We start from the raw sequence: 24,239 nt of genomic DNA, 5'->3' as shown, positions 1-24,239 counted from the left end.
AGTGGCTCATAAAGCCTGATTTTGCTTGTCAGAATTATCAGATTCCGTCAATGCGCACGTTAAGCCACTCAGAACGGTTTGTTTTTTATCAAGGGTAACAATTGCTCACGTTGTTTTTCTACAGCGAGACGCCCCGCCTCGATCGCCTCCGCAGCGCGATGGAAATCCAGAGTGGAAATTTGCGGACAATAGGGCTGAATCACCACATCCGGCGGATCTCCCGCCATGCGGTTACGCTTGAGCCGGTTCTCCAGTACCTGAATGGACGTCGACATGATTTCCATGGCTGAAGGACTGACGTTCGGCTTACGGGCATTCGGGCGGGTCAGTCGCTGGCGAAGTCTGTCCCGCCAGCTCAGCTCTTTCTCCAGACTGTGTTCATCTCCGGTCGGCTGTACCGTAAGCAGATCCTGCTGCATCAGATGGGCATCGTGCTGCAAATCTACTGCGATAACGATATCTGCCCCCAGCGCACGGGTCAGCGATACCGGCACCGGGTTGACCACCGCCCCATCCACCAGCCAGTAACCGTTGTGCCAGACCGGAGCCAGCAGGCCGGGCATACTACAGGAAGCACGCACCGCTTCGTGCAAATCCCCTTTCGTCAGCCACAGTTCACGCCCGGTACTCAGGTTGGTCGCCACAGCCCCGAATTTTTTCGAACATTCTTCGAACTCGCTGACGCGGATAATCTGGCCGACCGCATTAAACACCCGCTCGCCGCGCAGCAGTCCACCGCGCTTCCATGAAAAATCCATCAGCCGCAGCACGTCCCAGTAACTAAAAGATCGCACCCAACTTTCCATTGCCGGCAATCTGTTGCTGACATACGCCGCACCCACCAGCGCGCCAACCGAACATCCGGCGACCACATCCACCTCAATATCCATGTCTTTCAGGGCATTAATCACGCCAATATGCGCCCAGCCTTTTGCTGCTCCCGAGCCAAGGGCCAGACCGATCGTGACTTTTCTACTCATTTGAAAACCTTAATGCCAACTGTGGATAAAAGTGAACCGGGAAGCGCGTTGCCACACGGCGAGGATGTTAGGTAACATAACACTTTGACGCATTCAATAGCGCAACCTGCTTGTAACATATGTAATACAGGCTGAATCAGGAGTTTACGTGTCCCTACTTTGCCCTTGCGGCAGCAACATTTTGTTCGACGAATGCTGCCAGCCTTACATCGACGAGTCAAAACCTGCGCCCACACCCGCTGCGCTGATGCGTTCGCGCTACACCGCGTACACACTGAAAAATGCGAGTTATCTGATCGCCACCTGGCACCCGGATTGTCACGCAGAGCACTGGCGCGAAAGTTTGCAGGACGGGTTTGCGACCACGCAATGGCTTGGATTGCAGGTGTTAAGCCAGCACGAAGGCCGTGATCAGGACGAAGGTTTTGTGGAGTTCGCCGCACGCTTTACCGAAACCGGTCAGGAACAAATCCATCTTATTCATGAACGTTCGCGATTTCTTCGTTTGAAAGATCGCTGGTACTATATAGATGGAATCAAACCGCAGACAGGCCGCAATGATGCCTGCCCTTGCGGTTCGGGTAAAAAATATAAGAAGTGCTGCGGTAAATAATTGACCGCATTATGACTACCAGTCTTGGACAGGATCCACACCCTCATGCCGCAACAGAACGTACAAACCAAGGTATTACGCACCATTTGCCCTGATGCAAAAGGTCTGATCGCCAAAATCACTAACATTTGCTACAAGCACGAACTCAATATCGTGCAGAACAATGAATTCGTGGATCACCGCACCGGACGCTTCTTCATGCGTACCGAGCTGGAAGGGATCTTCAACGACACCACACTGCTTGCCGATCTCGACAGCGCGCTGCCGGCGGGTTCGGTGCGTGAGTTAAACAGCACAGGCCGTCGCCGTATCGTCATTCTGGTGACCAAAGAGGCCCATTGCCTGGGTGATCTGTTGATGAAAGCCGTTTACGGTGGACTGGATGTTGAGATCGCAGCCGTTATCGGTAACCACGACACGCTGCAATCGCTGGTTGAACGCTTTGACATTCCTTTCCATCTGGTCAGCCACGAAGGCCTGACCCGCGAACAGCATGACAGCGCGATGATTGCCCAGATCGATCAGTACCAGCCTGATTACGTCGTACTGGCGAAATACATGCGCGTGCTGACACCGGGTTTTGTGCAGCATTATCCGCATCAGGTTATCAATATTCACCACTCGTTCCTGCCTGCCTTTATCGGCGCACGCCCTTACCATCAGGCGTACGAGCGCGGCGTTAAACTGATTGGTGCCACCGCGCATTACGTCAACGACAGTTTAGACGAAGGCCCGATCATCATGCAGGACGTGATTAACGTCGATCACACCTACACGGCTGAAGATATGATGCGCGCCGGTCGTGACGTTGAAAAAAATGTGCTCAGCCGTGCGCTTTATCGCGTCCTGGCGCAGCGCGTGTTTGTTTACGGAAACCGCACGGTAATTCTGTAAATGCTGTTCTGACGATGCTTTTCGCACAGAGAAGCATCGTTAAGAACAAAAAAACCGCAATCGAACTTTTTTATCGCTTTCAGCACTTTACACATCCGTTTCATTTGGTATTATGCGCCCCGTTCGCAGCGTTAACCGCTGTAACGTGAAATCATCCATGTAGCACATGATGATTTATGGCTAAGAAGTACGTAGTAAAAATCCACAAAAAATTGTGGTGGGGTTCCCGAGCGGCCAAAGGGAGCAGACTGTAAATCTGCCGTCATCGACTTCGAAGGTTCGAATCCTTCCCCCACCACCATCTTCCCGTAGTTCTCCTAATATCCCCAAAAAAAACAAAAATCAAATAAAGCTCAGATCGGGAAGGATAGAGAATCTTCGACCCGAAGGTTCGAGCCGAGCGAAGCGAGACAGCGTTGCGCAGCAACGACCCGCAGGGCGAGGCCAGAGGCCGGGTAATCCTTCCCCCACCACCATCTTCCTGACTCATCCCTTAGTAACTTCTCTGAAATAACCTCTTCTCTACTCCGAATCAAACCTGAACAAAATGCCCTGCCGAGACTTCCTGATACTGCCTTTGCGGTGGAATATAACCGTTATCGCGCACCGGACTTTTCAGTTCATCCACCTGCATTTGTCGTTTGAGCATTCTGCGCGACGGATCCGGCACCGGCACTGACGCCATCAGTTTTCGCGTATACGGATGCTGCGGATTATCGAATATTGCCGCACGCGGGCCGATCTCGACAATTTCCCCCAGATACATCACCGCCACGCGATGACTCACCCGCTCAACCACGGCCATGTCATGGGAAATAAACAGATAAGACAGATTCATACTTTCCTGCAAATCGAGCAGCAAATTCACTACCTGCGCTTTCACCGAGACATCCAGGGCGGAAACGGATTCGTCGGCCACAATCACTTTTGGATCCAGCGTCAGCGCACGCGCAATACAAATCCGCTGGCGCTGACCGCCGGAAAACTCATGCGGAAAACGCCGCAGCATGTCCGGCGACAACCCGACTTTTTGCAGCAACGACGCGGCTTTCTCTTTTGCATCGCTGCGGTTATGCAGTTTGTGTTGCAGCATCGGTTCAATCAGCGCGTCGCCAATCCGCATACGGGGATTGAGGCTGGCAAACGGATCCTGAAAAATCATCTGGATGCGCTGACGCATCTGTAAAATGTCGCGTTTGCCCAGATTCATGACATCGAAACCGTCGAAATCAATCGCCCCGCTGTGCGGTTTCAGCAGGCGCGTTACTGCGCGGCCGGTGGTGGATTTGCCGCAGCCGGATTCACCGACCAGCGACAACGTTTCGCCCTGAAATAAATCAAAGCTGATGTTTTCCACCGCATGAACCGCCCCCACCTGACGACTGAAAATACCGCCATACACCGGGAACCTTGCGCTGAGATTTTTCACCGAAAGCAACGGCGTCGCCCCGGCATCAACCGTGCCAGCCACTTCCTTTGGCACGCTCGCCTCACCGGTTTGCAGATTAATTTGCGGGAAGCGCAACGGCCAGCCATGCCCCTGCATTGATCCGAGTTTCGGCACCGCCGCCAGCAACGCGCGGGTATAAGGATGCTGCGGGCGATGGAAAATATCCTCCGTCGCCCCGCTTTCTACCGCCTCACCGCGGTACATCACCAGCGTGCGGTCCGCGATTTCCGCCACCACGCCCATATCGTGCGTGATGAACAACACCGCCATCCCTTCCTCTTCCTGCAAGGTTTTAATCAGATCCAGAATCTGCCCCTGGATGGTCACGTCCAGCGCCGTGGTCGGTTCGTCGGCGATCAGCAATTTCGGTTTCAGCGCCAGCGCCATGGCAATCATCACGCGCTGGCGCATACCGCCGGAAAACTGATGCGGATACTCGTCAAAACGCGCTTTGGCATTCGGAATACGGACTTTCTCCAGCAGCTTCAGGGTTTCGGCCCGCGCCTGCGCGGAGGACATCCCGCGGTGCCGCTTCAGGCTTTCCGCAATCTGCCTGCCGATGCTGAAAGTCGGATTGAGCGACGTCATCGGTTCCTGAAAAATCATCGCCATTTCATTGCCGCGAATATCGCGCATCTGTTTATCGGAAAGCGCCAGCAAACTGCGCTGATTCAGCCAGACTTCGCCCTCAATCTTACTGCCCTGCGCCTTAAGTAAACGCATCACCGACAGCGACGTGACACTTTTTCCCGAACCGGATTCCCCGACAATAGCCAGCGTTTCACCGGGATACACATCAAAAGACAAATCCCGCACCACAGGCAGCCAGTCATCATCACCGCGAAAAGAGGTGGTGAGATGTTTTACGCTCAGCACAGGCTGACGATTTTCCGGTTCGCTCATCTTATTTGCTCCTCGCCGACAGCTGCACCTGCGGGACAAAGCTGAAGTCCCGGTCGAACGGGAAAGTTTTGCGCGCTTTGCGGTTACGCGGCAGGCGCTCAACAAACTGATCGACCACGCCGCTAGACAGCGCCATTAAATTCGGGCTGGCTATCGGCGCCAGTTCCGGCGAGAGATAGCCGGATTTCACGACCACAATATCGGCAGTATGCGGATCCAGTTGCAGCACGGTGAAATCGCTGATGTTGTGATACGGCCTGCGGCGTGCAGACACCACCACATCAATGCCGCCCGTACGCAGAACCGCCTGACGGTCTGCCGGTGTCAGCGCATCGAGCAGGAAAACCACTTCAAACTCACCTTTTACCTGCGGGCTGGAATGATCCAGCGACGCGCCGAGCGTCAGGGTCAGAATTGATCCGACCCCGGCATTGAATGCCGCTTCCGTCGCCGGTGCATCGGCGATCCCGGCGACAATCGTATTTTGTGCGTATTGCCTGATCAGCTCCTGTAATACGTCGGCGCGGTCACCGACACCGCCGCCGGTGGGGTTATCGCCGGAATCGGCCAGCACCACCGGGCGCGTTTCACAGGCAATGGCTTTTTTCACGCAGGCTTCAACCGTGTCCGTTTCACAGCCAAATACGAACTCTTCGCGCGCGTCCCAGTAAGCCTGCGCCAGTTGCGTGGCCTGCTGTTCCAGTACCGCGCGGTCGGTGCCGGTCATGATCACCGCAGCCGTCGCGCGCGGTTCATCCGCCCACACATAACCCACCATCAGCGAACTGTCCCACACGCCGTCAACGTCATCCATTTCCGGCAGGCGAGCGTACAAACTTTTCGCCGGTTCATCTTCGGTACTGGTGCGCTCGCCCGGTAATACCACCGGCACCGGCACCCACAGCAGCGTCGGTTTCACGCCGGTTTGCAGATGTTTCACCAGCATGGCGACCGAACGACGCATGGTTTCTTCCACATCAATATGCGGCGCCGTGCGGTAGGTGGAAAACATATCGATGGCGTCAATAATGCGCTGCGAGACATTACCGTGCAGATCGTAACTGACGCTGATCGGGCAGTCCGGCCCCACCGCTTTTCGCGCCGCGGCGATCCAGTCACCTTCGGCATCTTCTAAACCTTCAACGTACATCGCGCCGTGCATCGCCAGATACACACCGTCGAAGGGTTTTTGCGCGTCCAGCCCCGCCAGCATTTCTGCTTTGAATTTATCGTAAGTCGCCCGCGCTACCGGACCACCGGCAATGGCGCGGGCATGAATGGTCGGCAAAAACGTTGCCGGATAATCCTGCAAAAAACGAAAGCGCGGTGAAGCCAGAAGCTGTGCATCGCGCACAACGGTAAAATCTTTCTCTTCGTTCAAAACCGGATTGTAAGTGCTGCATTCAATATGGATACCGCTGACAGCTATACGCATGTTGATGATTCCTCAGACTGGCTTCAGACCGACAAGAAAGCGATGTGCAGCAATACTTGCCGCCGCGCGCGCCCAGGTGTCGTCGTTTAGGGTAAAAGTGCGGACCGGCGTTTTACCGGCGTTGCCCGGCAGCACGTTGGCTTCAACAGACTGATGCACAACCGTGCCGAACAGCCCGGAGAAATCGGCATCCTGATGTGCAATCAGGATCAGATCCGGGTCATTAATTTGAATCAGATGGGATATCGCTAAACCGAGCGCAGACCCGGCACGATGCAAAATACGGATGGCGGCAGTCTGCCCCTGCATCGCCAGCAGCTCCAGGCCGCCGATGGTGGTGGCCTCCAGCCCTTCCGCTTTCGCCATTTCCGCAATCGCATTGAGCGATGCCAGCGTGTCCAGACAACCGCGCTTGCCGCAGCGGCACGGCGAACCGTTCAGCTCCAGCGTGCAGTGCGCAATTTCCCCCGCTCCGCCGTGCAAACCCCGGTGCAGCTTTCCGGCAATAAAATGCGCACTGCCGATGCCCGCGCCGTGGCTGACCAGCGTAAAGCTGCTCAGATCCCGCGCCTGGCCGAAACTTTTCTCGCTCACCGCCAGCGCTTTGGCGTCATTTTCAATGGCCACTTCCATGCCGGTCGCCTGCGAAATCAGCTTTGCCAGCGGCACATCGCGCCAGCCCAGCAACGCCGACTGCACGCAGGTCGACTGATGTTCATCGATAAGCCCGGAGAGCGTCACGCCCAGCCCGACCAGCTTTTTCGCCGCCTCGGGATGAGGTTCGAGTAACGCGGGTAAGGCACCGGCGATGTTCGCCGCCAGCTGCTGCGGATCCGCGTCCGCCGCAAAAGACACCCGCGACAGTATTTCGCCATGCAAATTGATCAGCGCCATTTGCGCCGGATTTTGCAGCAAAGAAACCCCGGCAAACCAGGCGCCGTCAGGATGCACCACCAGCCGTACCGACGGTCTGCCCTGCCCGCTGCCCGGCACCGTTTCCGCTTCATGCAGAAAACCGGCCTCGAGCATTTCACGCACCACGCCGCCGATGGCCGCTTTACTCATGCCTGAGAATTGCGCCAGTTCGGTACGGCTTAAACCGCCTGCGGCATTCACTGCACCTAAAATCTGACGTTGCAAAGTTGTTAGCATATTCGTTTTGGCGCTCTCAGTTTTCGCTCATCTGCATTGACATTAAACGGTAGAAATGGATATATCAATGCTAATTAGTTCACAAATTAAACTAAATGTTCATACATAAGTATTTCATATGAACTATTTGTTAAATCTCTTTGTTAAAACAAGCTGTCGTTAATACCGGCGTTTTGACGAACCGGCAGACTGAGCCAGAGCCACTTAATCCGATTTTTCACGCAGAGGGCAGAACATGAAGATTACCCGTTACATCCGGCGTCCCGTGCAGTTAACGCTGCTGAGCAGCGCACTGCTCGCCGCCTTTTCGCTGCCGGTTTTTGCCGCCACGCTGAACGTGATGCAAAACGAAGCGCCGCGCAGTATGGATCCGGGCAACCAGACCGCCACTTTTACCGGCACGGTACTGGACCCGATGTACGAAGGCCTGCTGCGCATGTCGCCGCAACTCAAACCGGAAGCGGCGCTGGCAACCTCGTGGAGCAGTGACGAAAGCGGTCTGGTGTGGACCTTCAAACTGCGCAGCGGTGTGACCTTCCACGACGGCACACTCTTTAACGCCGACGCCGTTGTCGCCAACTTCGCCCGTCATCTCGACACCAAACGCGGTCTGGCGGCCAGCGGACGTCTGCGTACCTTCCTCGACAGCGTGACCAAAACCGACGAATCCACCGTCGTGTTCAAACTGAAAAAACCGTACCCGGCCTTCCTGAATTTACTGACCACCGGGGCCTGTCTGATGGTCAGCCCGGCGGCGGATAAAACCGGCACGCTCGACAGCAAGGCCGTCGGCACCGGCCCTTACAAAATGGTGCAGTACAAGACCGGCGAATTCGTGCTGGAAGAAAAATATCCGGGTTACTGGGGCGATAAAGCCGCCGGGCCGGATGACATCAAATGGACCTGGAGCGCCGAACCTTCGGTGATGAACATGGCGTTGCAGGCCGGTGAAGCCGACGTCATCAACCCGGTCCCGCCGCAGTTTGCCCGCGTGCTGAAGAACAATCCGAAGTTTGACCTGCATGAAAGCCCTGGTGCTTCCGTATTCTGGGTGGCGCTGAACACCGATCTCAAACCGCTGAGCGACGTCCGCGTGCGTCAGGCACTGAACTTCGCCACCGACCGCGACGGGCTGGTGCGCGCCATCATGTCCGGTTTCGCACAACCGGCGAACTCTCCGCTGGCACCGGTCACCGCCGGTTATGACAAAACACTCAACCCGTATCCGCTGGATCTGGCAAAAGCCAAAGCCCTGCTCAAAGAAGCCGGTGTCGCTGACGGTTTCACTATGTCGATTGCGGTGCAGGGTCAGGACGCCCGCATCGGTCAGGTGCTGCAAAGCATGTGGGCGAAAATCGGCGTGAAACTGGACGTGAAAATCATGGAAAGCGGCGTGTGGACTAAGGCAGCGTTTGCCGATCAGGCCGGTAAAAAAGCCGATAACACCGGCGCGGTTCTGGCCTCCTGGTCTTCCGGCGCGAACGGCGCAGATCTGCAACTTCGTCCGCTTTACTACAGCAAAAGTTTCGCACCGGGCGGCGCCAATCTGGGCTTCTTCAGCGATCCGAAACTGGATGAGATGTTAGACAAAGCGGCTTCGACGCTGGATGAAAATACCCGTAATGCGATTTACGTCGATGCGCAGAAAGAGATTAACCAGCAGGCGCCGCAAGTGCTGTTGTATTACCAGAATGATTTGTATGCCACCGGCAAAAACATTTTAGGTGTCACGATGATCCCGGGCGGGCAAATTGTGGTTAAAGATGCACAGAAAAAATAACTGCGGCATGAACAGTGGAAAAGCGCCATGAAAGCTTATCTTGCCAAAAAACTCATCGCCTTCCCGATCATCCTGATCGGCGTGTCGATGCTGATTTTTGTCTCCATCCGCGCGCTGCCGGGGGATCCGGCGCGTCTGATGGCCGGTCCCGAAGCCACGCAGGAAGCGGTCGATGCCATGCGGGTGCGCCTCGGTCTTGATCAGCCGCTGGTGACGCAATACCTGCATTTTGCCGGTGACGTTTTGCACGGCAATCTCGGCGTCTCGTTGCAGTCGCAGCAGCCGGTCACGCAGGAAATCGGTGAACGTATGCCGTATACCCTGATGCTGGCCGTGCTGGCGTATTTTCTGGCGGTGGCGGTGGGCGTTCCGGCGGGCATGATAGGCGCGGTGTACCGCAACCGCTGGCCGGATTTTGGCGTGATGTTGCTGGCGATCGCCGGTGCGTCCATCGCCAACTTCTGGCTGGGGCTGATGGCAATGAACACCTTCTCGGTCAGTCTCGGCTGGTTGCCGTTACTCGGCGCGACGTCATGGAAAAGCTACATTTTGCCTTCGGTCACGCTGGCCGTTTTACCGATGGCGGTGATGGCGCGCATGACACGCTCCAGCATGCTGGATGTGTTATCGGAAGATTATATCCGCACCGCGCGCGCCAAAGGGTTATCCGCCACCACCGTCTATTGCAGCCATGCATTTCGTAATGCGTTGATCCCGATTGTCACTATCGTGGCGCTCAATTTCGGTAGCCTGATTGGCGGCGCGGTGGTCACAGAATCCGTCTTCAACTGGCCGGGCATTGGCCGCCTGCTGGTGGATTCAGTGCGCTATCGCGATTACCCGGTGATTCAGGGCGTGGCGCTGGTCGCCGTCTGCGGCGTGGTGGTGATGAACCTGCTCGGTGAATTACTGATCGCTTTCCTGAATCCAAAAATAAGGTTCGATTAATGTCTGCCATTATCACGCCATTAGCCCGTCGCAAACCGCGCACGTTGCGCTTTTTCCGCTGGTTATGGCGTCATCCTGCCGTGACCCTCGGCGGTTTTATCGTCAGCCTGATCGTTCTGGCTGGCCTTTTCGCGCCGCTTATCACCCGTCACGATCCTTACGCTCAGGATCTGATTGATACCCTGCTGCCGCCCGATGCTGGTCACTGGTTTGGCACAGACGATTATGGCCGCGATATTTTTGCCCGCGTAATTTATGGTGCACGCATTTCGATTATCGAAGTGGTGCTGAGCGTCGGGCTGGCGATGATCATCGGCATTCCGCTGGGGATTATCGCCGGTATGGCGGGTCGTTATACCGACATGATCATCATGTGGTTTATGGACATGTTGTTCGCGTTTCCGGGCATCGTGCTGGCGATTCTGGTGGTCAGTATTCTCGGCGGTGGGCTGGTAAACTTGCTGATCGCGATTTCATTGTTTGCCATCCCGGTGTACGCGCGCCTGAGCCGTAACCTGACGCTCGGATTAAAGCAGATGGAATACGTCGAGGCCGCACAGGCGCTCGGTTTATCGAACTACCGCATCATCGTGCATTACATTCTACGCAATGCCATCGGGCCGATTATCGTGCAATCGACGCTGACCGCCGGTACGGTGATCCTCGCCGCTGCCAGCCTCTCATTTCTCGGGCTTGGCGTGCAGCCGCCGATGCCGGAATGGGGTACCATGATGAGCGATGGCCGCAACTTCCTCGGCATTAATATTTACCTTTCGTTGTTCCCCGGTCTGGCCATTATGCTGACCGTGCTTGGTTTTAACGTACTGGGCGACGGACTGCGAGATTTACTGGACACACGCTCATGACCTCAGCCGTTTTTTGCGCCGATATCGGCGGTTCGTTTATTAAATTTGGCATTTCACGTCGTTCAGGCGAAATTGAAGAGTGCGGCAAAGTCCCGACACCCGTCGCCTCCTGGGACGATTTCGTCGATGCCATGCAAACACTCATCACCCGTTACGGGGCGGATTTACCGTCATCCACCCCGCTCGCCATTTCCACTGCCGGTCTGGTTTCACCGCAAACGGGTGAAATGCTGGCAACCAACATTCCGGCCTTTACCGGCCATTCACTGGCGGCAGATCTCAGCGCTGCGCTTGAGCGCCCGGTCACTGCCGCTAACGATGCCGACTGTTTCGCCCTCGCCGAAGCCCATGCGGGCAACGCCCAACATCATGCGGTGGTCGCCGCCATCATTTTAGGTACCGGCGTTGGCGGGGGGCTGGTGATCAATGGCCAGCTGGTGCGCGGCCACGGGGGTGTCACCGGTGAATGGGGGCATGGCGCTATCACCCGCACGGCGCTGACACTCAATGGCGAAAGCTACTTCATTCCGCGCCTGACATGCGGCTGCGGGCAGACCGGTTGTCTCGACATGCTCGGTGGCGCGCGCGGCATGGAGCGTTTGCATCAGCATTTTCACCGCCAGCAAAACACCAGTCTGGAGATTGTGACCGGCTGGCTAAATGGCGATACCGATGCCTCTCTCACCGTGAACGCCTGGCTGGAACTGGTCGCCGAACCGCTGGCGCTGCTGGTGAATATTCTCGGTCCATCACGGATCGTCGCAGGCGGCGGCCTGGCTTCGGCGACAGAACTGATCGCCGCGCTGGATCAAAAAGTACGCGCGGGCGTGCTGCACACCTATACCGAACCGCTGCTGATACCCGGGAAATTCCTGACCGGCGGCGGGTTAGTCGGGGCTTCAGTCATGGGGCGACTCGGCAACTAGCCTTCAGATTCAGCCTCCCCGCCTTCCCCAGCATTCAGACGGCAAACAAGGAGTTAAGTGAAAAGGCGCAGGGATTTGCGCCTTTCAATATTGTATCAGGTGGCTTGCCATGCCCCTTTAGAAAGCCGGTACAGGCAGTGCTCCTCCAGCCAGTCTCCCGCAGCCACCGCCGGATGTTTGAAGTTTTCAGTGGGATCACACACCATACCCATTTTCTTCATCACTGCCTGCGAGCGCAGATTGGGCAACGCAGTAAACGCCACAATTTCCTTCAGCCCAAGCACGCTAAAACCGGCATCGAGCGCCGCCCGCGCGGCTTCACTGCAATACCCTTTACCCCATGTATCTGCCCGCAGGCGCCAGCCAATTTCAATACATGGCGTGAATGGCAGGTCATAGCCCGGCGTATGCAACCCGACGAAGCCAATAAACTCGCCCGTTTCGCGTAACGCTACTGCCCAGATCCCCCAGCCGCGTTCGGCAATCAAATCACGACAGCGCATTGCCATGTCGTCGCTTTTCTCCCGGGTCAGCACTGACGGGAAAAATTCCATCACCTGTGGATCCGCATTCATCGCAGCGAACGGGCCAAAATCGCTTTCCTGCCACTGGCGCAGGATCAAACGCGGCGTGGCCATCGTTAACGGCGGGGTAACCACGGGGACAGTAAACGTATCCATGCATAACTCCTTGTTTATGGCTGTTTATTCGGCGTGAATGTTCTTAGTATCACACCCGACGAGCCTTTTGAAATAAATTCCCGCCCCGCAAGCGCCCACCATCATAACGTCGGTTACATCTGGCAAACAAATAACTTAAGGTATAGTTGCATTAGTTACTATTTAAAATGTAGCATAAGTTCCCTGTTTATTTCGGAGTCTTACCATGACCCCAACACTGCAAGACCAGCAAGATATAGCCGACCTGATGAATGGCTGGATCCACCGCGATTTATCCCAGTGGGATCAACTGCTTGAACTTTTCCATGATGACGGCACCATTGAAGTCACCTGGTTTGAAGGCATCTTCAGCCAGTTTGTGGAAGGCTCAAAAAAGATGGGCGGTTCTGATCTTGTGACGAAACACCTGATAGCCTCCCCCGTCATCACCTTTAACGGTAACCGCGCCATTGCAGAAACCAACGCGATGATTGTCGGCGAAAACGTCAAACTCGGCATTGGTTGCAGCAACCACAACCGCTTTTATGATCTGATCGAAAAACGAGACGGCGTGTGGCGCATCGTAAAACGCCAGTCTGTTTATGACATGGGGACTTTTACCTTCCCGCAGGGTCTGGTGGAAATTGATCAATCCATTGTCGCGAAATACCCGCGTGAATATGCGCCGCTGGCTTATCTGCTGGAACAGAGCGGCTTTCCGGTGAAGCGCATTTTCGCCACGAAATTCAGCCAGCTCGAAAAAGAGATGAAGGCTGAAGGTCTGGCGTGGTTGCATGCCTGAAATTAGCTGACAAATGGGCAGTTTCCGATTAAATCTATTCATATCAATGATGAATACTTCCGGAGCTGCCACTATGATTTTTCACCGCTATCACGGACTGGGTAACGATTATCTGGTCTGCCATCACAGCGTCGCCGCCCTGCTCAGCCTTGAGCAAATCCGGCGCATCTGTGACCGTCATTACGGCATCGGTTCCGACGGTTTGCTGATCGACCATGACGACGCCGACATCCCCTCCCTGCGCATTATCAATCCCGACGGTTCTGAGGCCGAGAAAAGCGGCAACGGACTGCGCATTTACGCCCGCTACCTGTTTGATACCGGCCGCGTATCCCATGAACCCTTTCTGGTGAACACCTCGGGTGGCCAGGTGCGTTGCGAAGTGACCGAAGGCGCGCATCAGGTGATTGTCGATATGGGCCAGGCAAAATTCTCCCCGGCTGCCTTACCGGCCAATGTTGAAGGTGATGAAGCCCTCGCGTTGCCACTGGTTGCGGGCGGCCATCATCTTTGCGCGACACTGGTTTCCATGGGTAATCCGCACTGCGTGATCCGCGTTGAAAAACTGGATCTGGATGTCGTGAAACAACTCGGCGCAGAAATCGAAACACTGGCGATTTTCCCGAAACGAACCAACGTGCAGTTCGTCCAAGTGCTGGACAGAAGCAACATCAGTATCGGCATCTGGGAGCGCGGCGCCGGGTATACGCTGGCGTCCGGCAGCAGCAGTTGTGCAGCGGCCAGCGCGATGCACAAACTGGGGCTGGTGGACGAAAATGTCACGGTGCATATGCCGGGCGGAAAACTTGCCATCCGTTTCAGCGGTGATTTTCAGGTCAACATGCGCGGGCCGGTGCAAAAAATTGCGTCCGTCACGCTCGACAGCGACTGTTTCTGGGATATGCCTGCTTAGCCCGGTGGTGTGCAGTGTCCACTTTCCTCCTCTCTGTTGATTAACGCTTTTCATCACGGCAGCTTGTCTGCCGTTTTTTTATGCCTTCATATAAATAAAACTCATACCTGCATAATGATTTTATGGCAGACAGCGCGCTTTCCAGCCCCTAAGTTGGTTATCAGGAAGCACCACAATGAATAACCAACTCATTGTTTAACAAATAAAATAATCTTAATAAAAACCCTTCGCGACCGTTCTGCGTGCTAAGCCGGTCAGTGAAATTTTGTTCAAAGTTTTAATCCGATCACATATTAATAAAAAAAACAGAGAGCGTACCCTATGAGCAACAACTCCATCGTGGACGTGAAAGCCTGGATAGATGACCGCCCGATATCCAAATATCAATGGGTGGTCCTGTCCCTGTGTTTCATCATCATTATGTTCGACGGTTACGACGCCGCGGTGATGGGCTTTATCGCCCCGGCGCTGATCGAAGACTGGGGCATCAGCCGTGCGGAAATGGGCCCGATTTTAGGCGCCGCCATGTTTGGTGTGGCGATCGGTGCGCTGATTGCCGGGCCAAATGCTGACCGGTTCGGTCGCAAACGGGTGCTGATGTGGTCGATTCTCTGTTTCGCGCTGTTCAGCCTGCTGAGCACCTTTGCCCGCACGCCGGTAGAAATGGCGATCCTGCGCTTTCTCACTGGCCTGGGATTAGGGGCGGTGATGCCTAATACCGTGACGCTGGTGTCGGAATATATGCCCGAACGCCGCCGCAGCCTGATGATCACCGTGATGTACAGCGGCTTTAACGTCGGTTCCGGCGCAGGCGGTTTTGTTGCCGCCGGTTTGCTGCCGCATTTTGGCTGGAAAGCGGTGATTTTTGCGGGCGGGATCCTGCCTCTGCTGATGCTGCCTCTGCTGATGTGGATCCTGCCGGAATCCGCCATGTACATGGTGGTCCGCAACGTAGCGAAAGAGAAAATCGCCAAAGTGCTGACCCGCGCCGGTGGCGTGTTCAGCGAGGGTACCAAATTCGTGCTTAAAGCCCCGGTGATTCAGAAAAAAGCCAAAGTCTTCCAGCTGTTCGCCAACGGCTATGCCAGGGGCACGATTGTCTTGTGGGTCACCTATTTCATGGGGCTGTTCGTGATTTATCTGCTCAACGGCTGGCTGCCAACCATTATGCGTAACGGCGGCTTCTCACTGGAGCGCGCGGCCATCGTCGCCGGTTTGTTCCAGCTAGGCGGCACCTTCGGCGGCCTGATGGTCGGCGGGCTGATGGACAGATTCATTGCCAAGCGCGTCATCGCAGGCTTCTACATGATGGGCGTGGTCAGCCTGCTCTCGCAGGGCATCGGCAACTTCGGGCCGGACATTCTCGCCCTGCTGGTGTTCATCAGCGGCGTGTGCATTAACGGCGCTCAGACCGGCTTGCAGGCCTTTTCCCCGGCCTTCTACCCGACAGAAATGCGCGCCACCGGCGTCTGCTGGATGCACGGCATCGGGCGCAGCGGCGCGATCATCAGCTCATCACTGGGCGGCGTCCTGCTCGGCGTTTTCTCCGGCCAAAACATGATCTTTATTATTCTGGCGCTGCCTGCCTTGCTGGCGGGTCTGAGCATTCTTTTGCACCGCGCGGCGCACCCGGCCGAGATGATCAAAGGCGTTGATATTACTGACATCCCGGAGTTGTCGCGCACCCTGAATATCCGCTAATCTCTGGATTAGCCACCTTATAATTAGAAACACAAGAATCAAAAACCTAAGTCAGACACATCACTCACGCGGCGCGACACTGGCGTCGCGGTTACCCTACAAAAAGTATTGAGGATTTAAGATGGCGAAAATCATAGGCGGTTTAGCAGTTTCACATACCCCGACCATCGGTTTTGCGGTTGACCACAATAAGCAGGATGAGAGTGCCTGGGCGCCGATTTTCGAAAGCTTTGCGCCGATGCAAAAATGGCTCGAAGAAAAGAAACCTGACGCGCTGATCTACATTTTTAACGACCACGTCACGTCGTTTTTCTTCGATCACTATTCGGCATTTACGCTGGGTATCGACGATCATTATGAAGTGGCCGATGAAGGCGGTGGCGCGCGCGATTTGCCTGCGGTGAAAGGCCATGCGGCGCTGTCGCAGCATATCGGTGCCAGCCTGATGGCGGACGAATTTGATATGTCCTTCTTTCAGGATAAGCCTTTGGATCACGGCCTGTTCTCGCCGCTTTCTGCCCTGATGCCGCACGAAGGCGGCTGGCCAACGCAAATCGTCCCGCTGCAAATCGGCGTGTTGCAGTTCCCTATTCCCACCGCCCGCCGCTGTTACAAACTCGGTCAGGCGCTGCGCCGCGCCATTGAAAGTTTTCCGGAAGATCTGAACGTAGCGATTGTCGCCACCGGCGGCGTTTCCCATCAGGTACACGGCGAACGCTGTGGTTTTAACAACCCGGCGTGGGATGAACAGTTTATCGATATGATCGTTAACGACCCGGAGCGTTTAACCGAAATGACGCTGGCGGAATTCGCCACGCTGGGCGGCATGGAAGGCGCAGAAGTGATCATGTGGCTGGTGATGCGCGGGGCGTTATCTGCCAACGTGAAGAAACTGCATCAGGCCTATTACCTGCCGTCAATGACCGGTATCGCCACGCTGATCCTTGAGAATCAGTCCCGCGAAGCCCCGTATGACGTGCAGCAGCGCCAGCGTGACAAAATCGCGCAGCAAATGGCGGGGGTTGAAAAGTTGCCGGGCACCTATCCGTTCACCCAGGCGCGCAGTCTGAAAGCCCTGCGCATCAACCGGTTCCTGCACCGTCTGATCCAGCCTGCGTGGCGCGAGCGTTTCCTCACCGATCAGCATGCGCTGTTCGCGGAAACGAAGCTGACCGGCGAGGAACAAACACTTCTGCGTGAACTCGACTGGCGCGGCATGATCCATTACGGCGTCAGCTTCTTCCTGCTGGAAAAACTCGGCGCGGTGGTCGGCGTCTCCAACTTACATATTTATTCCGCGATGCGCGGCGAAACGCTGGAAGAATTCCAGAAAACCCGCAATCAACAAGTTCTCTATTCAGTAGCAGGTAAAGCGAAAGCATGACGATTTTTGAGCAACCTAAGATCGACACGCATCACCACGTGTTTGATCCGACGCGCTTCCCGTACCTTCCGGACACGCCTTATCGTCCACAAGGGCACGAGATCGGCACCACCGATTATTACCGCGCCGTGATGCAGGCGTACAACATCCGCCACTCGCTGATTGTCGGCCCGACGTCAGGTTACAACACCGACAGCACCTGTCTGCTGGATGCGCTGGAAAAAGGCAATGGCCGCTTCAAAGGCATCGCCGTGGTGCCGTTTGATATCAGTATTGAGCAACTCGCCAGCCTGAAACAGGCCGGTGTGGTCGGCATCGCCATGAATGTGGCGATGCTCGGCACGGAGCCGTTTCTGCATCTCGACGCACTGATGGGGCGTCTTGCCGAACTGGAACTGTTCGCGGCCATTCAGGTGCAAAACGATCAGCTGCTGGCGCTGCTGCCGCTGATCAACCGCAACAAAACGCGGCTGCTGATTGATCACTCCGGCCGCCCTGATGTCACGCAGGGCTTGCAACAACCGGCGTTTCAGGCACTTCTCGGCCTGGCTGACCAGCAACGCACCTGGGTGAAACTCTCGGGCCTGGCGAAGTTCAGCCGCCAGCCTTTCCCTTATCAGGACGGACACGCCTATCAGCACGCCCTGCTCAATGCCTTTGGCGCTGAGCATTGCATGTGGGGTTCTGACTGGCCGTTCCTGCGGGCGGAGCACCGGATGGATCTCGGCACGTTGCTGATGCTGGTGGAGCAATTATTCCCCGACGAAAAAACCCGTCAGCAGATTTTGTGGCAGACGCCGAAAGCGTTGTTTGGATTTACGGATGACTGAAGAAAGGAAAGACCGATGAATTATAAAATCGCCGTCTTTAACGGCCCGAATCTCAATCTGCTCGGCACGCGCGAGCCGGAAACCTACGGTCACGACACGCTGGCGACTGTCGAAAAACTGTGTCATCAGACTGGCGAAAGCTGCGGCGCAACCATCGACTTCTTCCAGACCAATCATGAAGGCGAGCTGATTGACCGCATTCAGGCCTGTCGCGGCAATGTGGATGCCATCGTCCTGAATGCCGCCGCCTGGACGCACACCTCCGTCGCCCTGCGCGACGCGGTGACCGCCGTCAGCCTGCCGCTGTACGAAGTGCATATCACTAACGTGCACAAACGCGACGCCTTCCGCCATCACTCCTTTCTCTCCGACGTCTCCGTCGGCGTGATCTGCGGGTTTGGCATTCAGGGTTACGAATATGCCATCAGGCAGGCAGTGGTAAATCTGAAGAAGTAATTTAGCCGCACACCTTTCTGATCTCCTCGACCAGCGCGCCGGCCGCCGGTGACAACAGGCTGCCGGCGCGAAACGTCAGGCCGATGGCGCGGTGCGTATCGGCCAGTTCCAGCGGCAGTTTGACCAGTTCGCCGGATTCAAGCTCGTGTTCAAGCTGGCGGGCAGACACTGCTGCCAGCATGTCGGAACCGAGCAACAGCCCGCGCACAATACCCAGATCGCCACTTTCCACTACCGGGTCAGGCGGCGGCATGTCCATGGCGGCAAAGCTGTTATCCAGCAGGCGTCGGGCGGGGGTTTCGGCGCGCGGCAACACCCAGCGCGCTTTGCGCAAATGCTCCTGCGTCACGGTTTCTGCCAGCAACGGATGCCCCTTTCTCGCCAGAATCACCATGCTTTCGGTAAACAGGGTTTCGGTCGCCATATCCGCCGCGTAATCGCTGGAGCGCAGTGCGCCAAAAATAAAATCCACTTCGCCGGAACGCAGCTCAGAGGCCAGCGCACTGAACGCGCTTTCATTGGTGACCACTTTTACCCCGCCGTAACGCTGCGTCAGCCCGATGATCGCCTGCGGCAGTAACCGCGTACGGCCAAGCGGCAATGCCCCAACCTGCACCGTCCCTTCCAGCACGCCGCGGCGTGCCGCAAGATCGGCGGGAATGTGCCGCAGCTCGCTGAGCGCACGGCGCAGATTCGGCAGGATATCCTGCCCCGCCAGCGACGGCATCATGCCGTGCGGCGTACGTTCGAGCAGCGCCAGACCGGCACCGTTTTCCAGCACCTTCAGCGCGGCACTGACCGCAGGCTGACTCAGACCAAGCAGGGTCGCCACCGTCTGCATATGCCGCGTGTTGCACAAAGAGATAAAGATTTGCAGACGCCGGACGTTAAACAGATACAGCGGTTCAGTATCGCCCCGCCGCTGGCCGCTTTTGCCCTGCAATTTCGCCAGCTGCGACGGGATCTGGCGCAGCTCGGCAATGGCCCGCCGGGCGCGGGGCAAGACGCATTTGCCGAAATCCGTCAGCAACATGCCGTTGGCGTGGCGCTCAAACAGCGGCACATCGAGAAACTGTTCCAGGTCACGGATAGCCCGCGTAACCGCCGACTGGGTTCGGTACAGCTCATCCGCCGCACGGGATACGCTCCCCTGATCGACCACCTGACAAAATGCCCGTATTTGCATCAGGTTACTCAGCATCTCAGCTTCCGCCATCCCCTTCTCCCTTCTGGTTTTTTTGCGTGATACCTCCCTGCAATATAAATAAAACGCATACCCCCTGCAATCAAATGAATTACCCGTCACGCACGTTGGCTGACAGCATGGAACTCAGACGTTTGAGAACAATAAAACCAAGGACACCCTCATGACTCAGCCCAAAAAAGATGATGCTAAAAGCGCATTAGTCGTCAGCGCCCATTCCGCCGATTTTGTCTGGCGTGCGGGCGGTGCCATCGCCAAACATACCCAGGCCGGTTACACCGTGCACATCGTTTGCCTGTCGTTCGGCGAACGCGGGGAATCCGCCAAACTGTGGCGTAAAGGCAATATGACCGAAGACGTGGTGAAAGCCTCGCGTCGCGAAGAAGCGATGGCCGCCGCTGAAATTCTCGGTGCCACCGTTGAGTTTTTCGATATGGGCGATTATCCGCTGCGTGCCGATAAAGAATCACTGTTCCGCCTGGCCGACGTTTACCGCCGCGTGCAGCCGCATTTCGTGCTGACCCATTCCCTGAAAGACCCGTACAACTACGATCACCCGATGGCGACGCATCTGGCGCAGGAAGCGCGGATTATCGCGCAGGCTGAGGGGTATAAGCCGGGCGAAACCATCGTCGGCGCGCCACCGGTGTACTGTTTTGAGCCACATCAGCCGGAACAGTGCGACTGGAAACCCGACGTGCTGCTCGATATCACCGACGTCTGGGACAAAAAATATCAGGCCATTCAGTGCATGGCCGGTCAGGAACATTTGTGGGAATACTACACCCGCGTCGCCCAGCAGCGCGGCGTGCAGGCGAAACGTAACGTCGGCATCACCAGCGCCAAAAACATCGTTTACGGCGAAGGTTATCAAAGCATCTTCCCGCGCGTGACGGAGGATTTAGCATGAGTCTTGTCGGTAAAAAAGGCGTCGTGGTTCGCCATATTCCACGGGCAGATAAAGCGGACGTTACCGCACTCGCGGCCTTCGGCGTCGCCACGGTACATGAAGCGCAGGGCCGTAAAGGCTTGCTGGAGGCGGGTATCCGTCCGATCCAGCAAGATTGCGCGATTTCCGGCAGCGCTGTCACCGTGCTGACCGCGCCGGGCGATAACTGGATGTTCCACGTCGCTGTCGAACAGTGTCAGCCGGGAGATATTCTGGTGGTCGCACCGACGTCGCCATGTTCTGACGGCTTCTTCGGTGATTTGCTGGCAACGTCGCTCAAAGCGCGCGGCGTGGTCGGGCTGGTGGCCGATCTCGGCGTGCGTGATACCAAAACCCTGCGCGACATGGGATTCCGCGTATGGTCACGGGCGGTTCATGCGCAGGGCACCATCAAGGAAACGCTCGGTTCGGTGAACGTGCCGGTGGTTTGCGCCGGGCAACTGGTTTACCCCGGCGATGCCATCGTGGCCGATGACGACGGCGTGGTGGTGGTGCGTCGTGAAGACGTCGCCCGGGTGGCGCAGGTCAGCCGCGAACGGGAAACACTGGAAGAAAGCAAACGCGCCAGAATGGCTGACGGCGAACTCGGGCTGGATATCTACAACATGCGCCCGCGTCTGGCAGAAAAAGGGCTGAAATATTTCGATTCCACCGAAGAAGCACAACAGGCCGAAAAGCGCTGAGGAGCGGATATGCCACAGACCCGGATCCCCTGCCTGCTGATGCGCGGCGGCACCTCGAAAGGGGCGTTTTTCCTGGCCGCTGATTTGCCACAAAATGAAACGTTGCGCGACCGCGTCCTGCTGGCAGTGATGGGTTCCCCTGATCCGCGCCAGATTGACGGCCTCGGCGGTGCGGATCCGCTGACCAGCAAAGTGGCGATTATCCGCCCTTCCGCGCGGCCTGATGCCGACGTCGATTATCTATTTGCACAGGTGAATGTCGATAAAGCGGGGGTGGATTACGGACAAAATTGCGGCAATATTCTGGCCGCCGTTGGCCCGTTCGCCCTCGAAAAGCAGCTGGTCAGCCCGCTGGACGGCATCACGCCGGTGCGCATTTTTATGGAAAACACCGGGCAGATTGCTACCGCGCATGTGCCGGTCAGAGACGGCGAAGTCTGTTATCAGGGGGAATTGCGCATCGACGGGGTACCCGGCACGGCGGCTAAAATCAGCGTCGAATTTGCCGATATCGCCGGTTCCAGTTGCGGGGCGTTACTGCCCACCGGCAACGCCCGCGATACCTTCGACGGCATCGACGTCACCTGCATCGACAACGGTATGCCGGTGATCCTGCTGCGCGCCGCCGATGTCGGTCGCAGCGGCTATGAAACCCGCGAACAACTGGATGCCGATACGGAACTGAAACAGCGTCTCGAGTCGATCCGCTTGCAGGCGGGCCCGAAAATGAATCTCGGCGATGTCTCGCAGCGCACCGTACCGAAAATGACGCTGCTCGCTGAGCCGCGCAACGGCGGCGCCATCTCCAGCCGGACATTTATTCCGCACCGCTGCCACGCCTCGATTGGCGTACTCGGCGCGGTCAGCGTCGCCAGCGCCTGCCTGATCCCCGGCAGCATCACCGAAGGACTGGCGCATACGCCCTCCGGCGACACGCCGCGGGTCAGCGTCGAACACCCGACCGGCGAGTTCAGCGTGGAACTACAACTCGATCCGGCTCAAACTGGCGCACAGCGCCTCAGAGGCTGCGCGCTGTTACGCACCGCGCGCCTGATTTTTGAAGGCCGCGTCGCCATCCCCGCCAGTGTGTGGGACGGCCATCAGGACGAACATCAGGAACCGCATTATGAATAATGTCACCCGCATTTCCTTAATTGGCCTCGGCGAGGTCGGCACGATTCTGGCTACAGATTTAAAAAACCAAAATCCGGCGCTGGATATCGTGGCCTTTGATAAGCAAAGCGATTCAGCGGTGATACGCCAGCGCGCCCGTGACGCCGGAGTGAACTTTGCGCTGTCTGTGGAAGACGCCGTAAAAAACAGCCAGATCATGTTCTCTGCCGTGACCGCTGCCGAAGCGCTGAGGGTGGCCGAAGCCGTCGCCCCGCATCTCGCGCCCGGACAGTTTTTTCTCGATCTGAATTCTGTTTCGCCGAACACCAAACGCGAGGCGATGGCGCTGATTGAACAGGCGGGCGGCCACTACATCGACGTTGCCGTCATGGCACCCTACCCGCCTGCGCGGCTGAAAACCCCGTTGCTGCTGGGCGGCACGCATGTTTACGCCATCAGCGAATGGCTGAACGAAAACGGATTTAACAGCAAAGTCCACAGCACCGCCGTCGGAGAAGCTTCCGCCATTAAGATGTGCCGCAGCGTGATGATCAAAGGCCTCGAAGCCCTGACCGCCGAATGCCTGAGCGCCGCACGCCAGTACGGCGTGGAGAATGAAGTGCTGGGCTCGCTGCACGCCAGCTTTCCGTCACTCGGCTGGGATTCACAGTTGCCACACTATCTCATCAGCCGCATCGCCGAGCACGGCAAACGCCGCGCCGAGGAGATGCGCGAAGTGGTGAAAACACTCGCGGATGTCGGCGTCGCGCCGAACATGAGTTCCGGCACGGTGCTGGCCCAGCAAGGGCTGGTGGATGCGCTGGCCGCGAAGGGGATCCGGTATTCGGATCTGGAGCCGTTTGAGTGGCAGAGAACCGTGGATATTTTGCATCGTGGTGATGCGAACCGATCATAAGGTCAAATTCAAAACCGTGGGGTGCCGGCCACGCGGGCTTTAAGGTCAAGGTCAAAACCGTGGGTTGCCACCCACACCGGCCTCAAGAGGCGCCTATCGCCGCGCCTCTTAAGAATCTCCGGCTCTTTTACTGCGCGCTACCGCTCGCTGGCTATGTTTCAGGTAGCACGGCGACAGGCTGGAAATCTTGCCGCTGCGCGGTTCCTTCTCTCGGTCCTGGAGCCTTGGGTCTCCAGGCCGCTCCGTTCAGCAAGATTTCTGAATCGCCCGCACGATCTTAAATTCAAAAGCAGACTGACTCTCATCTTTTCAAAACTCGGGTCTGCAACCTCTCACTCAGCAAGATTTCTGAATCGCCCGCACGATCTTAAATTCAAAAGCAGACTGATTCTCATCTTTTCAAAACTCTGGTCTGCAACCTCTCACTCAGCGAGATTTCTGAATCGCCCGCACGATCTTAAATTCAAAAACAGACTGACTCTCATCTTTTCAAAACTCGGGTCTGCAACCTCTCACTCAGCAAGATTTCTGAATCGCCCGCACGATCTTAAATTTAAAAGCAGACTGACTCTCATCTTTTCAAAACTCGGGTCTGCAACCTCTCACTCAGCGAGATTTCCGAATCGCACGCACGATCTTAAATTCAAAAGCAGAATGATTCTCATCTTTTCAAAAAGTTAAC

At 56.5% G+C, this 24,239-nt stretch carries 22 protein-coding genes, 1 tRNA gene and 1 other RNA gene; 18 read left to right on the top strand and 6 right to left on the bottom strand.

Translation table 11 applies throughout. From position 1 onward, the window contains the following. Positions 1-68: 68 nt before the first annotated feature. Positions 69-980 (bottom strand): patatin-like phospholipase RssA, encoded by a 912-nt coding sequence (gene rssA / locus J1779_RS14220; protein ID WP_056780813.1) that lies wholly within the window; start codon positions 978-980, stop codon positions 69-71. A gap of 148 nt (positions 981-1,128) precedes the next feature. On the opposite strand from rssA, the gene J1779_RS14215 reads away from it, so the two are divergent. The 4 genes from J1779_RS14215 to J1779_RS14200 all read left to right on the top strand — a co-directional run bounded on the left by J1779_RS14215 (position 1,129) and on the right by J1779_RS14200 (position 2,963). Continuing rightward, positions 1,129-1,593, top strand: coding sequence for a YchJ family protein (locus J1779_RS14215; RefSeq protein WP_217204055.1), 465 nt, complete (start codon positions 1,129-1,131; stop codon positions 1,591-1,593). A gap of 45 nt (positions 1,594-1,638) precedes the next feature. Beyond that, on the top strand, positions 1,639-2,487 hold the full coding sequence (gene purU, locus J1779_RS14210) for a formyltetrahydrofolate deformylase (RefSeq protein ID WP_056780822.1): 849 nt from the start codon (positions 1,639-1,641) through the stop codon (positions 2,485-2,487). 216 nt (positions 2,488-2,703) lie between these two features. Beyond that, positions 2,704-2,788, top strand: a tRNA-Tyr gene (locus J1779_RS14205). Positions 2,789-2,833: 45 nt separating this feature from the next. Next, a non-coding RNA gene (locus J1779_RS14200) (RtT sRNA) lies at positions 2,834-2,963 on the top strand. A gap of 56 nt (positions 2,964-3,019) precedes the next feature. On the opposite strand, the gene J1779_RS14195 is transcribed toward J1779_RS14200, so the two are convergent. From J1779_RS14195 to J1779_RS14185, 3 genes are read right to left on the bottom strand one after another with little or no spacing between them, the layout of a single operon-like run. Beyond that, positions 3,020-4,840 (bottom strand): ABC transporter ATP-binding protein, encoded by a 1,821-nt coding sequence (locus J1779_RS14195; RefSeq protein WP_217204054.1) that lies wholly within the window; start codon positions 4,838-4,840, stop codon positions 3,020-3,022. A 1-nt stretch (position 4,841) separates the two neighbouring features. Continuing rightward, a complete protein-coding gene (locus J1779_RS14190) occupies positions 4,842-6,275 on the bottom strand; it encodes a M81 family metallopeptidase (protein ID WP_217204053.1) in 1,434 nt (477 codons plus the stop codon). A 12-nt stretch (positions 6,276-6,287) separates the two neighbouring features. Continuing rightward, positions 6,288-7,427 carry an ROK family transcriptional regulator gene (locus J1779_RS14185; RefSeq protein ID WP_183846701.1) on the bottom strand — a complete coding sequence of 380 codons (1,140 nt, stop codon included), beginning with the start codon at positions 7,425-7,427 and terminating at the stop codon, positions 6,288-6,290. 235 nt (positions 7,428-7,662) lie between these two features. On the opposite strand from J1779_RS14185, the gene J1779_RS14180 reads away from it, so the two are divergent. Genes J1779_RS14180 through J1779_RS14165 form a run of 4 tightly spaced genes read left to right on the top strand, consistent with a single transcriptional unit; the run spans position 7,663 to position 11,947 of the window. After that, positions 7,663-9,207, top strand: coding sequence for an ABC transporter substrate-binding protein (locus tag J1779_RS14180; protein ID WP_217204052.1), 1,545 nt, complete (start codon positions 7,663-7,665; stop codon positions 9,205-9,207). 27 nt (positions 9,208-9,234) lie between these two features. Next, on the top strand, positions 9,235-10,155 hold the full coding sequence (locus tag J1779_RS14175; RefSeq protein WP_183846697.1) for an ABC transporter permease: 921 nt from the start codon (positions 9,235-9,237) through the stop codon (positions 10,153-10,155). Next, complete coding sequence (locus J1779_RS14170; RefSeq protein WP_056780840.1) at positions 10,155-11,021, top strand: ABC transporter permease; 867 nt, start codon at positions 10,155-10,157, stop codon at positions 11,019-11,021. The genes J1779_RS14175 and J1779_RS14170 overlap by 1 nt, the downstream gene beginning before the upstream one ends. Continuing rightward, positions 11,018-11,947 (top strand): ROK family protein, encoded by a 930-nt coding sequence (locus J1779_RS14165; protein ID WP_217204051.1) that lies wholly within the window; start codon positions 11,018-11,020, stop codon positions 11,945-11,947. Before J1779_RS14170 ends, J1779_RS14165 begins: the two co-directional genes overlap by 4 nt. A gap of 95 nt (positions 11,948-12,042) precedes the next feature. Here the strand turns inward: J1779_RS14165 and J1779_RS14160 are convergent, their stop codons facing one another. Continuing rightward, positions 12,043-12,627: a GNAT family N-acetyltransferase gene (locus J1779_RS14160; RefSeq protein ID WP_217204050.1), complete on the bottom strand. Its 585-nt coding sequence runs from the start codon at positions 12,625-12,627 to the stop codon at positions 12,043-12,045. 205 nt (positions 12,628-12,832) lie between these two features. Here J1779_RS14160 and J1779_RS14155 point away from each other — a divergent pair, with 205 nt between their 5' ends. From J1779_RS14155 to aroQ, 6 genes are all read left to right on the top strand, one after another. After that, positions 12,833-13,408 (top strand): nuclear transport factor 2 family protein, encoded by a 576-nt coding sequence (locus J1779_RS14155; RefSeq protein WP_217204049.1) that lies wholly within the window; start codon positions 12,833-12,835, stop codon positions 13,406-13,408. A gap of 73 nt (positions 13,409-13,481) precedes the next feature. Continuing rightward, positions 13,482-14,321, top strand: coding sequence for a diaminopimelate epimerase (dapF, locus tag J1779_RS14150; protein ID WP_217204048.1), 840 nt, complete (start codon positions 13,482-13,484; stop codon positions 14,319-14,321). Positions 14,322-14,642: 321 nt separating this feature from the next. After that, on the top strand, positions 14,643-16,022 hold the full coding sequence (locus tag J1779_RS14145) for an MFS transporter (protein ID WP_122095530.1): 1,380 nt from the start codon (positions 14,643-14,645) through the stop codon (positions 16,020-16,022). Between the two features lie 121 nt (positions 16,023-16,143). Continuing rightward, the gene (locus J1779_RS14140) at positions 16,144-17,406 is read left to right on the top strand and encodes a gallate dioxygenase (RefSeq protein WP_217204047.1); all 1,263 of its coding nucleotides are present in this window, start codon (positions 16,144-16,146) and stop codon (positions 17,404-17,406) included. Then, a complete protein-coding gene (locus J1779_RS14135) occupies positions 17,403-18,236 on the top strand; it encodes an amidohydrolase family protein (protein ID WP_217204046.1) in 834 nt (277 codons plus the stop codon). Before J1779_RS14140 ends, J1779_RS14135 begins: the two co-directional genes overlap by 4 nt. A 15-nt stretch (positions 18,237-18,251) precedes the next feature. After that, entirely contained in the window at positions 18,252-18,692 is a 441-nt protein-coding gene (gene aroQ / locus J1779_RS14130; RefSeq protein ID WP_122095532.1) for a type II 3-dehydroquinate dehydratase, read from the top strand. Between the two features lies 1 nt (position 18,693). Here aroQ and J1779_RS14125 read toward each other — a convergent pair whose 3' ends face one another. Beyond that, complete coding sequence (locus tag J1779_RS14125) at positions 18,694-19,908, bottom strand: LysR family transcriptional regulator (protein WP_217204045.1); 1,215 nt, start codon at positions 19,906-19,908, stop codon at positions 18,694-18,696. Positions 19,909-20,059: 151 nt separating this feature from the next. Between J1779_RS14125 and galB the strand changes: the two genes are divergently transcribed. The 4 genes from galB to J1779_RS14105 are packed head-to-tail and all read left to right on the top strand — an operon-like array spanning position 20,060 to position 23,557. After that, positions 20,060-20,806, top strand: a complete 747-nt coding sequence (gene galB / locus J1779_RS14120; protein ID WP_217204044.1) for a 4-oxalmesaconate hydratase — start codon at positions 20,060-20,062, stop codon at positions 20,804-20,806. Further along, the gene (locus J1779_RS14115; protein WP_217204043.1) at positions 20,803-21,528 is read left to right on the top strand and encodes a 4-carboxy-4-hydroxy-2-oxoadipate aldolase/oxaloacetate decarboxylase; all 726 of its coding nucleotides are present in this window, start codon (positions 20,803-20,805) and stop codon (positions 21,526-21,528) included. The genes galB and J1779_RS14115 overlap by 4 nt, the downstream gene beginning before the upstream one ends. Positions 21,529-21,537: 9 nt before the next feature. Beyond that, positions 21,538-22,662, top strand: a complete 1,125-nt coding sequence (locus tag J1779_RS14110) for a 4-oxalomesaconate tautomerase (protein ID WP_217204042.1) — start codon at positions 21,538-21,540, stop codon at positions 22,660-22,662. Then, the gene (locus J1779_RS14105; protein ID WP_217204041.1) at positions 22,655-23,557 is read left to right on the top strand and encodes an NAD(P)-dependent oxidoreductase; all 903 of its coding nucleotides are present in this window, start codon (positions 22,655-22,657) and stop codon (positions 23,555-23,557) included. The genes J1779_RS14110 and J1779_RS14105 overlap by 8 nt, the downstream gene beginning before the upstream one ends. Positions 23,558-24,239: the final 682 nt, after the last annotated feature.

It is taken from the genome of Rahnella rivi (genome assembly GCF_019049655.1).
Classification (GTDB): domain Bacteria; phylum Pseudomonadota; class Gammaproteobacteria; order Enterobacterales; family Enterobacteriaceae; genus Rahnella; species Rahnella rivi.
Note: the sequence above shows the minus strand (reverse complement) of the source record. Positions and strands in the feature narration are given on the sequence as shown.

Excerpts from the sequence above, each read along its gene's own strand:
- dapF (WP_217204048.1), top strand. The coding sequence starts at position 13,482 with ATGATTTTTCACCGCTATCACGGACTGGGTAACGATTATCTGGTCTGC.
- J1779_RS14190 (WP_217204053.1), bottom strand. The coding sequence starts at position 6,275 with ATGCGTATAGCTGTCAGCGGTATCCATATTGAATGCAGCACTTACAAT.
- J1779_RS14195 (WP_217204054.1), bottom strand. The coding sequence starts at position 4,840 with ATGAGCGAACCGGAAAATCGTCAGCCTGTGCTGAGCGTAAAACATCTC.
- J1779_RS14115 (WP_217204043.1), top strand. The coding sequence starts at position 20,803 with ATGAGTCTTGTCGGTAAAAAAGGCGTCGTGGTTCGCCATATTCCACGG.
- J1779_RS14180 (WP_217204052.1), top strand. The coding sequence starts at position 7,663 with ATGAAGATTACCCGTTACATCCGGCGTCCCGTGCAGTTAACGCTGCTG.
- J1779_RS14145 (WP_122095530.1), top strand. The coding sequence starts at position 14,643 with ATGAGCAACAACTCCATCGTGGACGTGAAAGCCTGGATAGATGACCGC.
- J1779_RS14155 (WP_217204049.1), top strand. The coding sequence starts at position 12,833 with ATGACCCCAACACTGCAAGACCAGCAAGATATAGCCGACCTGATGAAT.
- J1779_RS14140 (WP_217204047.1), top strand. The coding sequence starts at position 16,144 with ATGGCGAAAATCATAGGCGGTTTAGCAGTTTCACATACCCCGACCATC.
- rssA (WP_056780813.1), bottom strand. The coding sequence starts at position 980 with ATGAGTAGAAAAGTCACGATCGGTCTGGCCCTTGGCTCGGGAGCAGCA.
- galB (WP_217204044.1), top strand. The coding sequence starts at position 20,060 with ATGACTCAGCCCAAAAAAGATGATGCTAAAAGCGCATTAGTCGTCAGC.
- J1779_RS14110 (WP_217204042.1), top strand. The coding sequence starts at position 21,538 with ATGCCACAGACCCGGATCCCCTGCCTGCTGATGCGCGGCGGCACCTCG.
- J1779_RS14135 (WP_217204046.1), top strand. The coding sequence starts at position 17,403 with ATGACGATTTTTGAGCAACCTAAGATCGACACGCATCACCACGTGTTT.
- aroQ (WP_122095532.1), top strand. The coding sequence starts at position 18,252 with ATGAATTATAAAATCGCCGTCTTTAACGGCCCGAATCTCAATCTGCTC.
- purU (WP_056780822.1), top strand. The coding sequence starts at position 1,639 with ATGCCGCAACAGAACGTACAAACCAAGGTATTACGCACCATTTGCCCT.
- J1779_RS14105 (WP_217204041.1), top strand. The coding sequence starts at position 22,655 with ATGAATAATGTCACCCGCATTTCCTTAATTGGCCTCGGCGAGGTCGGC.
- J1779_RS14165 (WP_217204051.1), top strand. The coding sequence starts at position 11,018 with ATGACCTCAGCCGTTTTTTGCGCCGATATCGGCGGTTCGTTTATTAAA.
- J1779_RS14125 (WP_217204045.1), bottom strand. The coding sequence starts at position 19,908 with ATGGCGGAAGCTGAGATGCTGAGTAACCTGATGCAAATACGGGCATTT.
- J1779_RS14175 (WP_183846697.1), top strand. The coding sequence starts at position 9,235 with ATGAAAGCTTATCTTGCCAAAAAACTCATCGCCTTCCCGATCATCCTG.
- J1779_RS14170 (WP_056780840.1), top strand. The coding sequence starts at position 10,155 with ATGTCTGCCATTATCACGCCATTAGCCCGTCGCAAACCGCGCACGTTG.
- J1779_RS14185 (WP_183846701.1), bottom strand. The coding sequence starts at position 7,427 with ATGCTAACAACTTTGCAACGTCAGATTTTAGGTGCAGTGAATGCCGCA.
- J1779_RS14160 (WP_217204050.1), bottom strand. The coding sequence starts at position 12,627 with ATGGATACGTTTACTGTCCCCGTGGTTACCCCGCCGTTAACGATGGCC.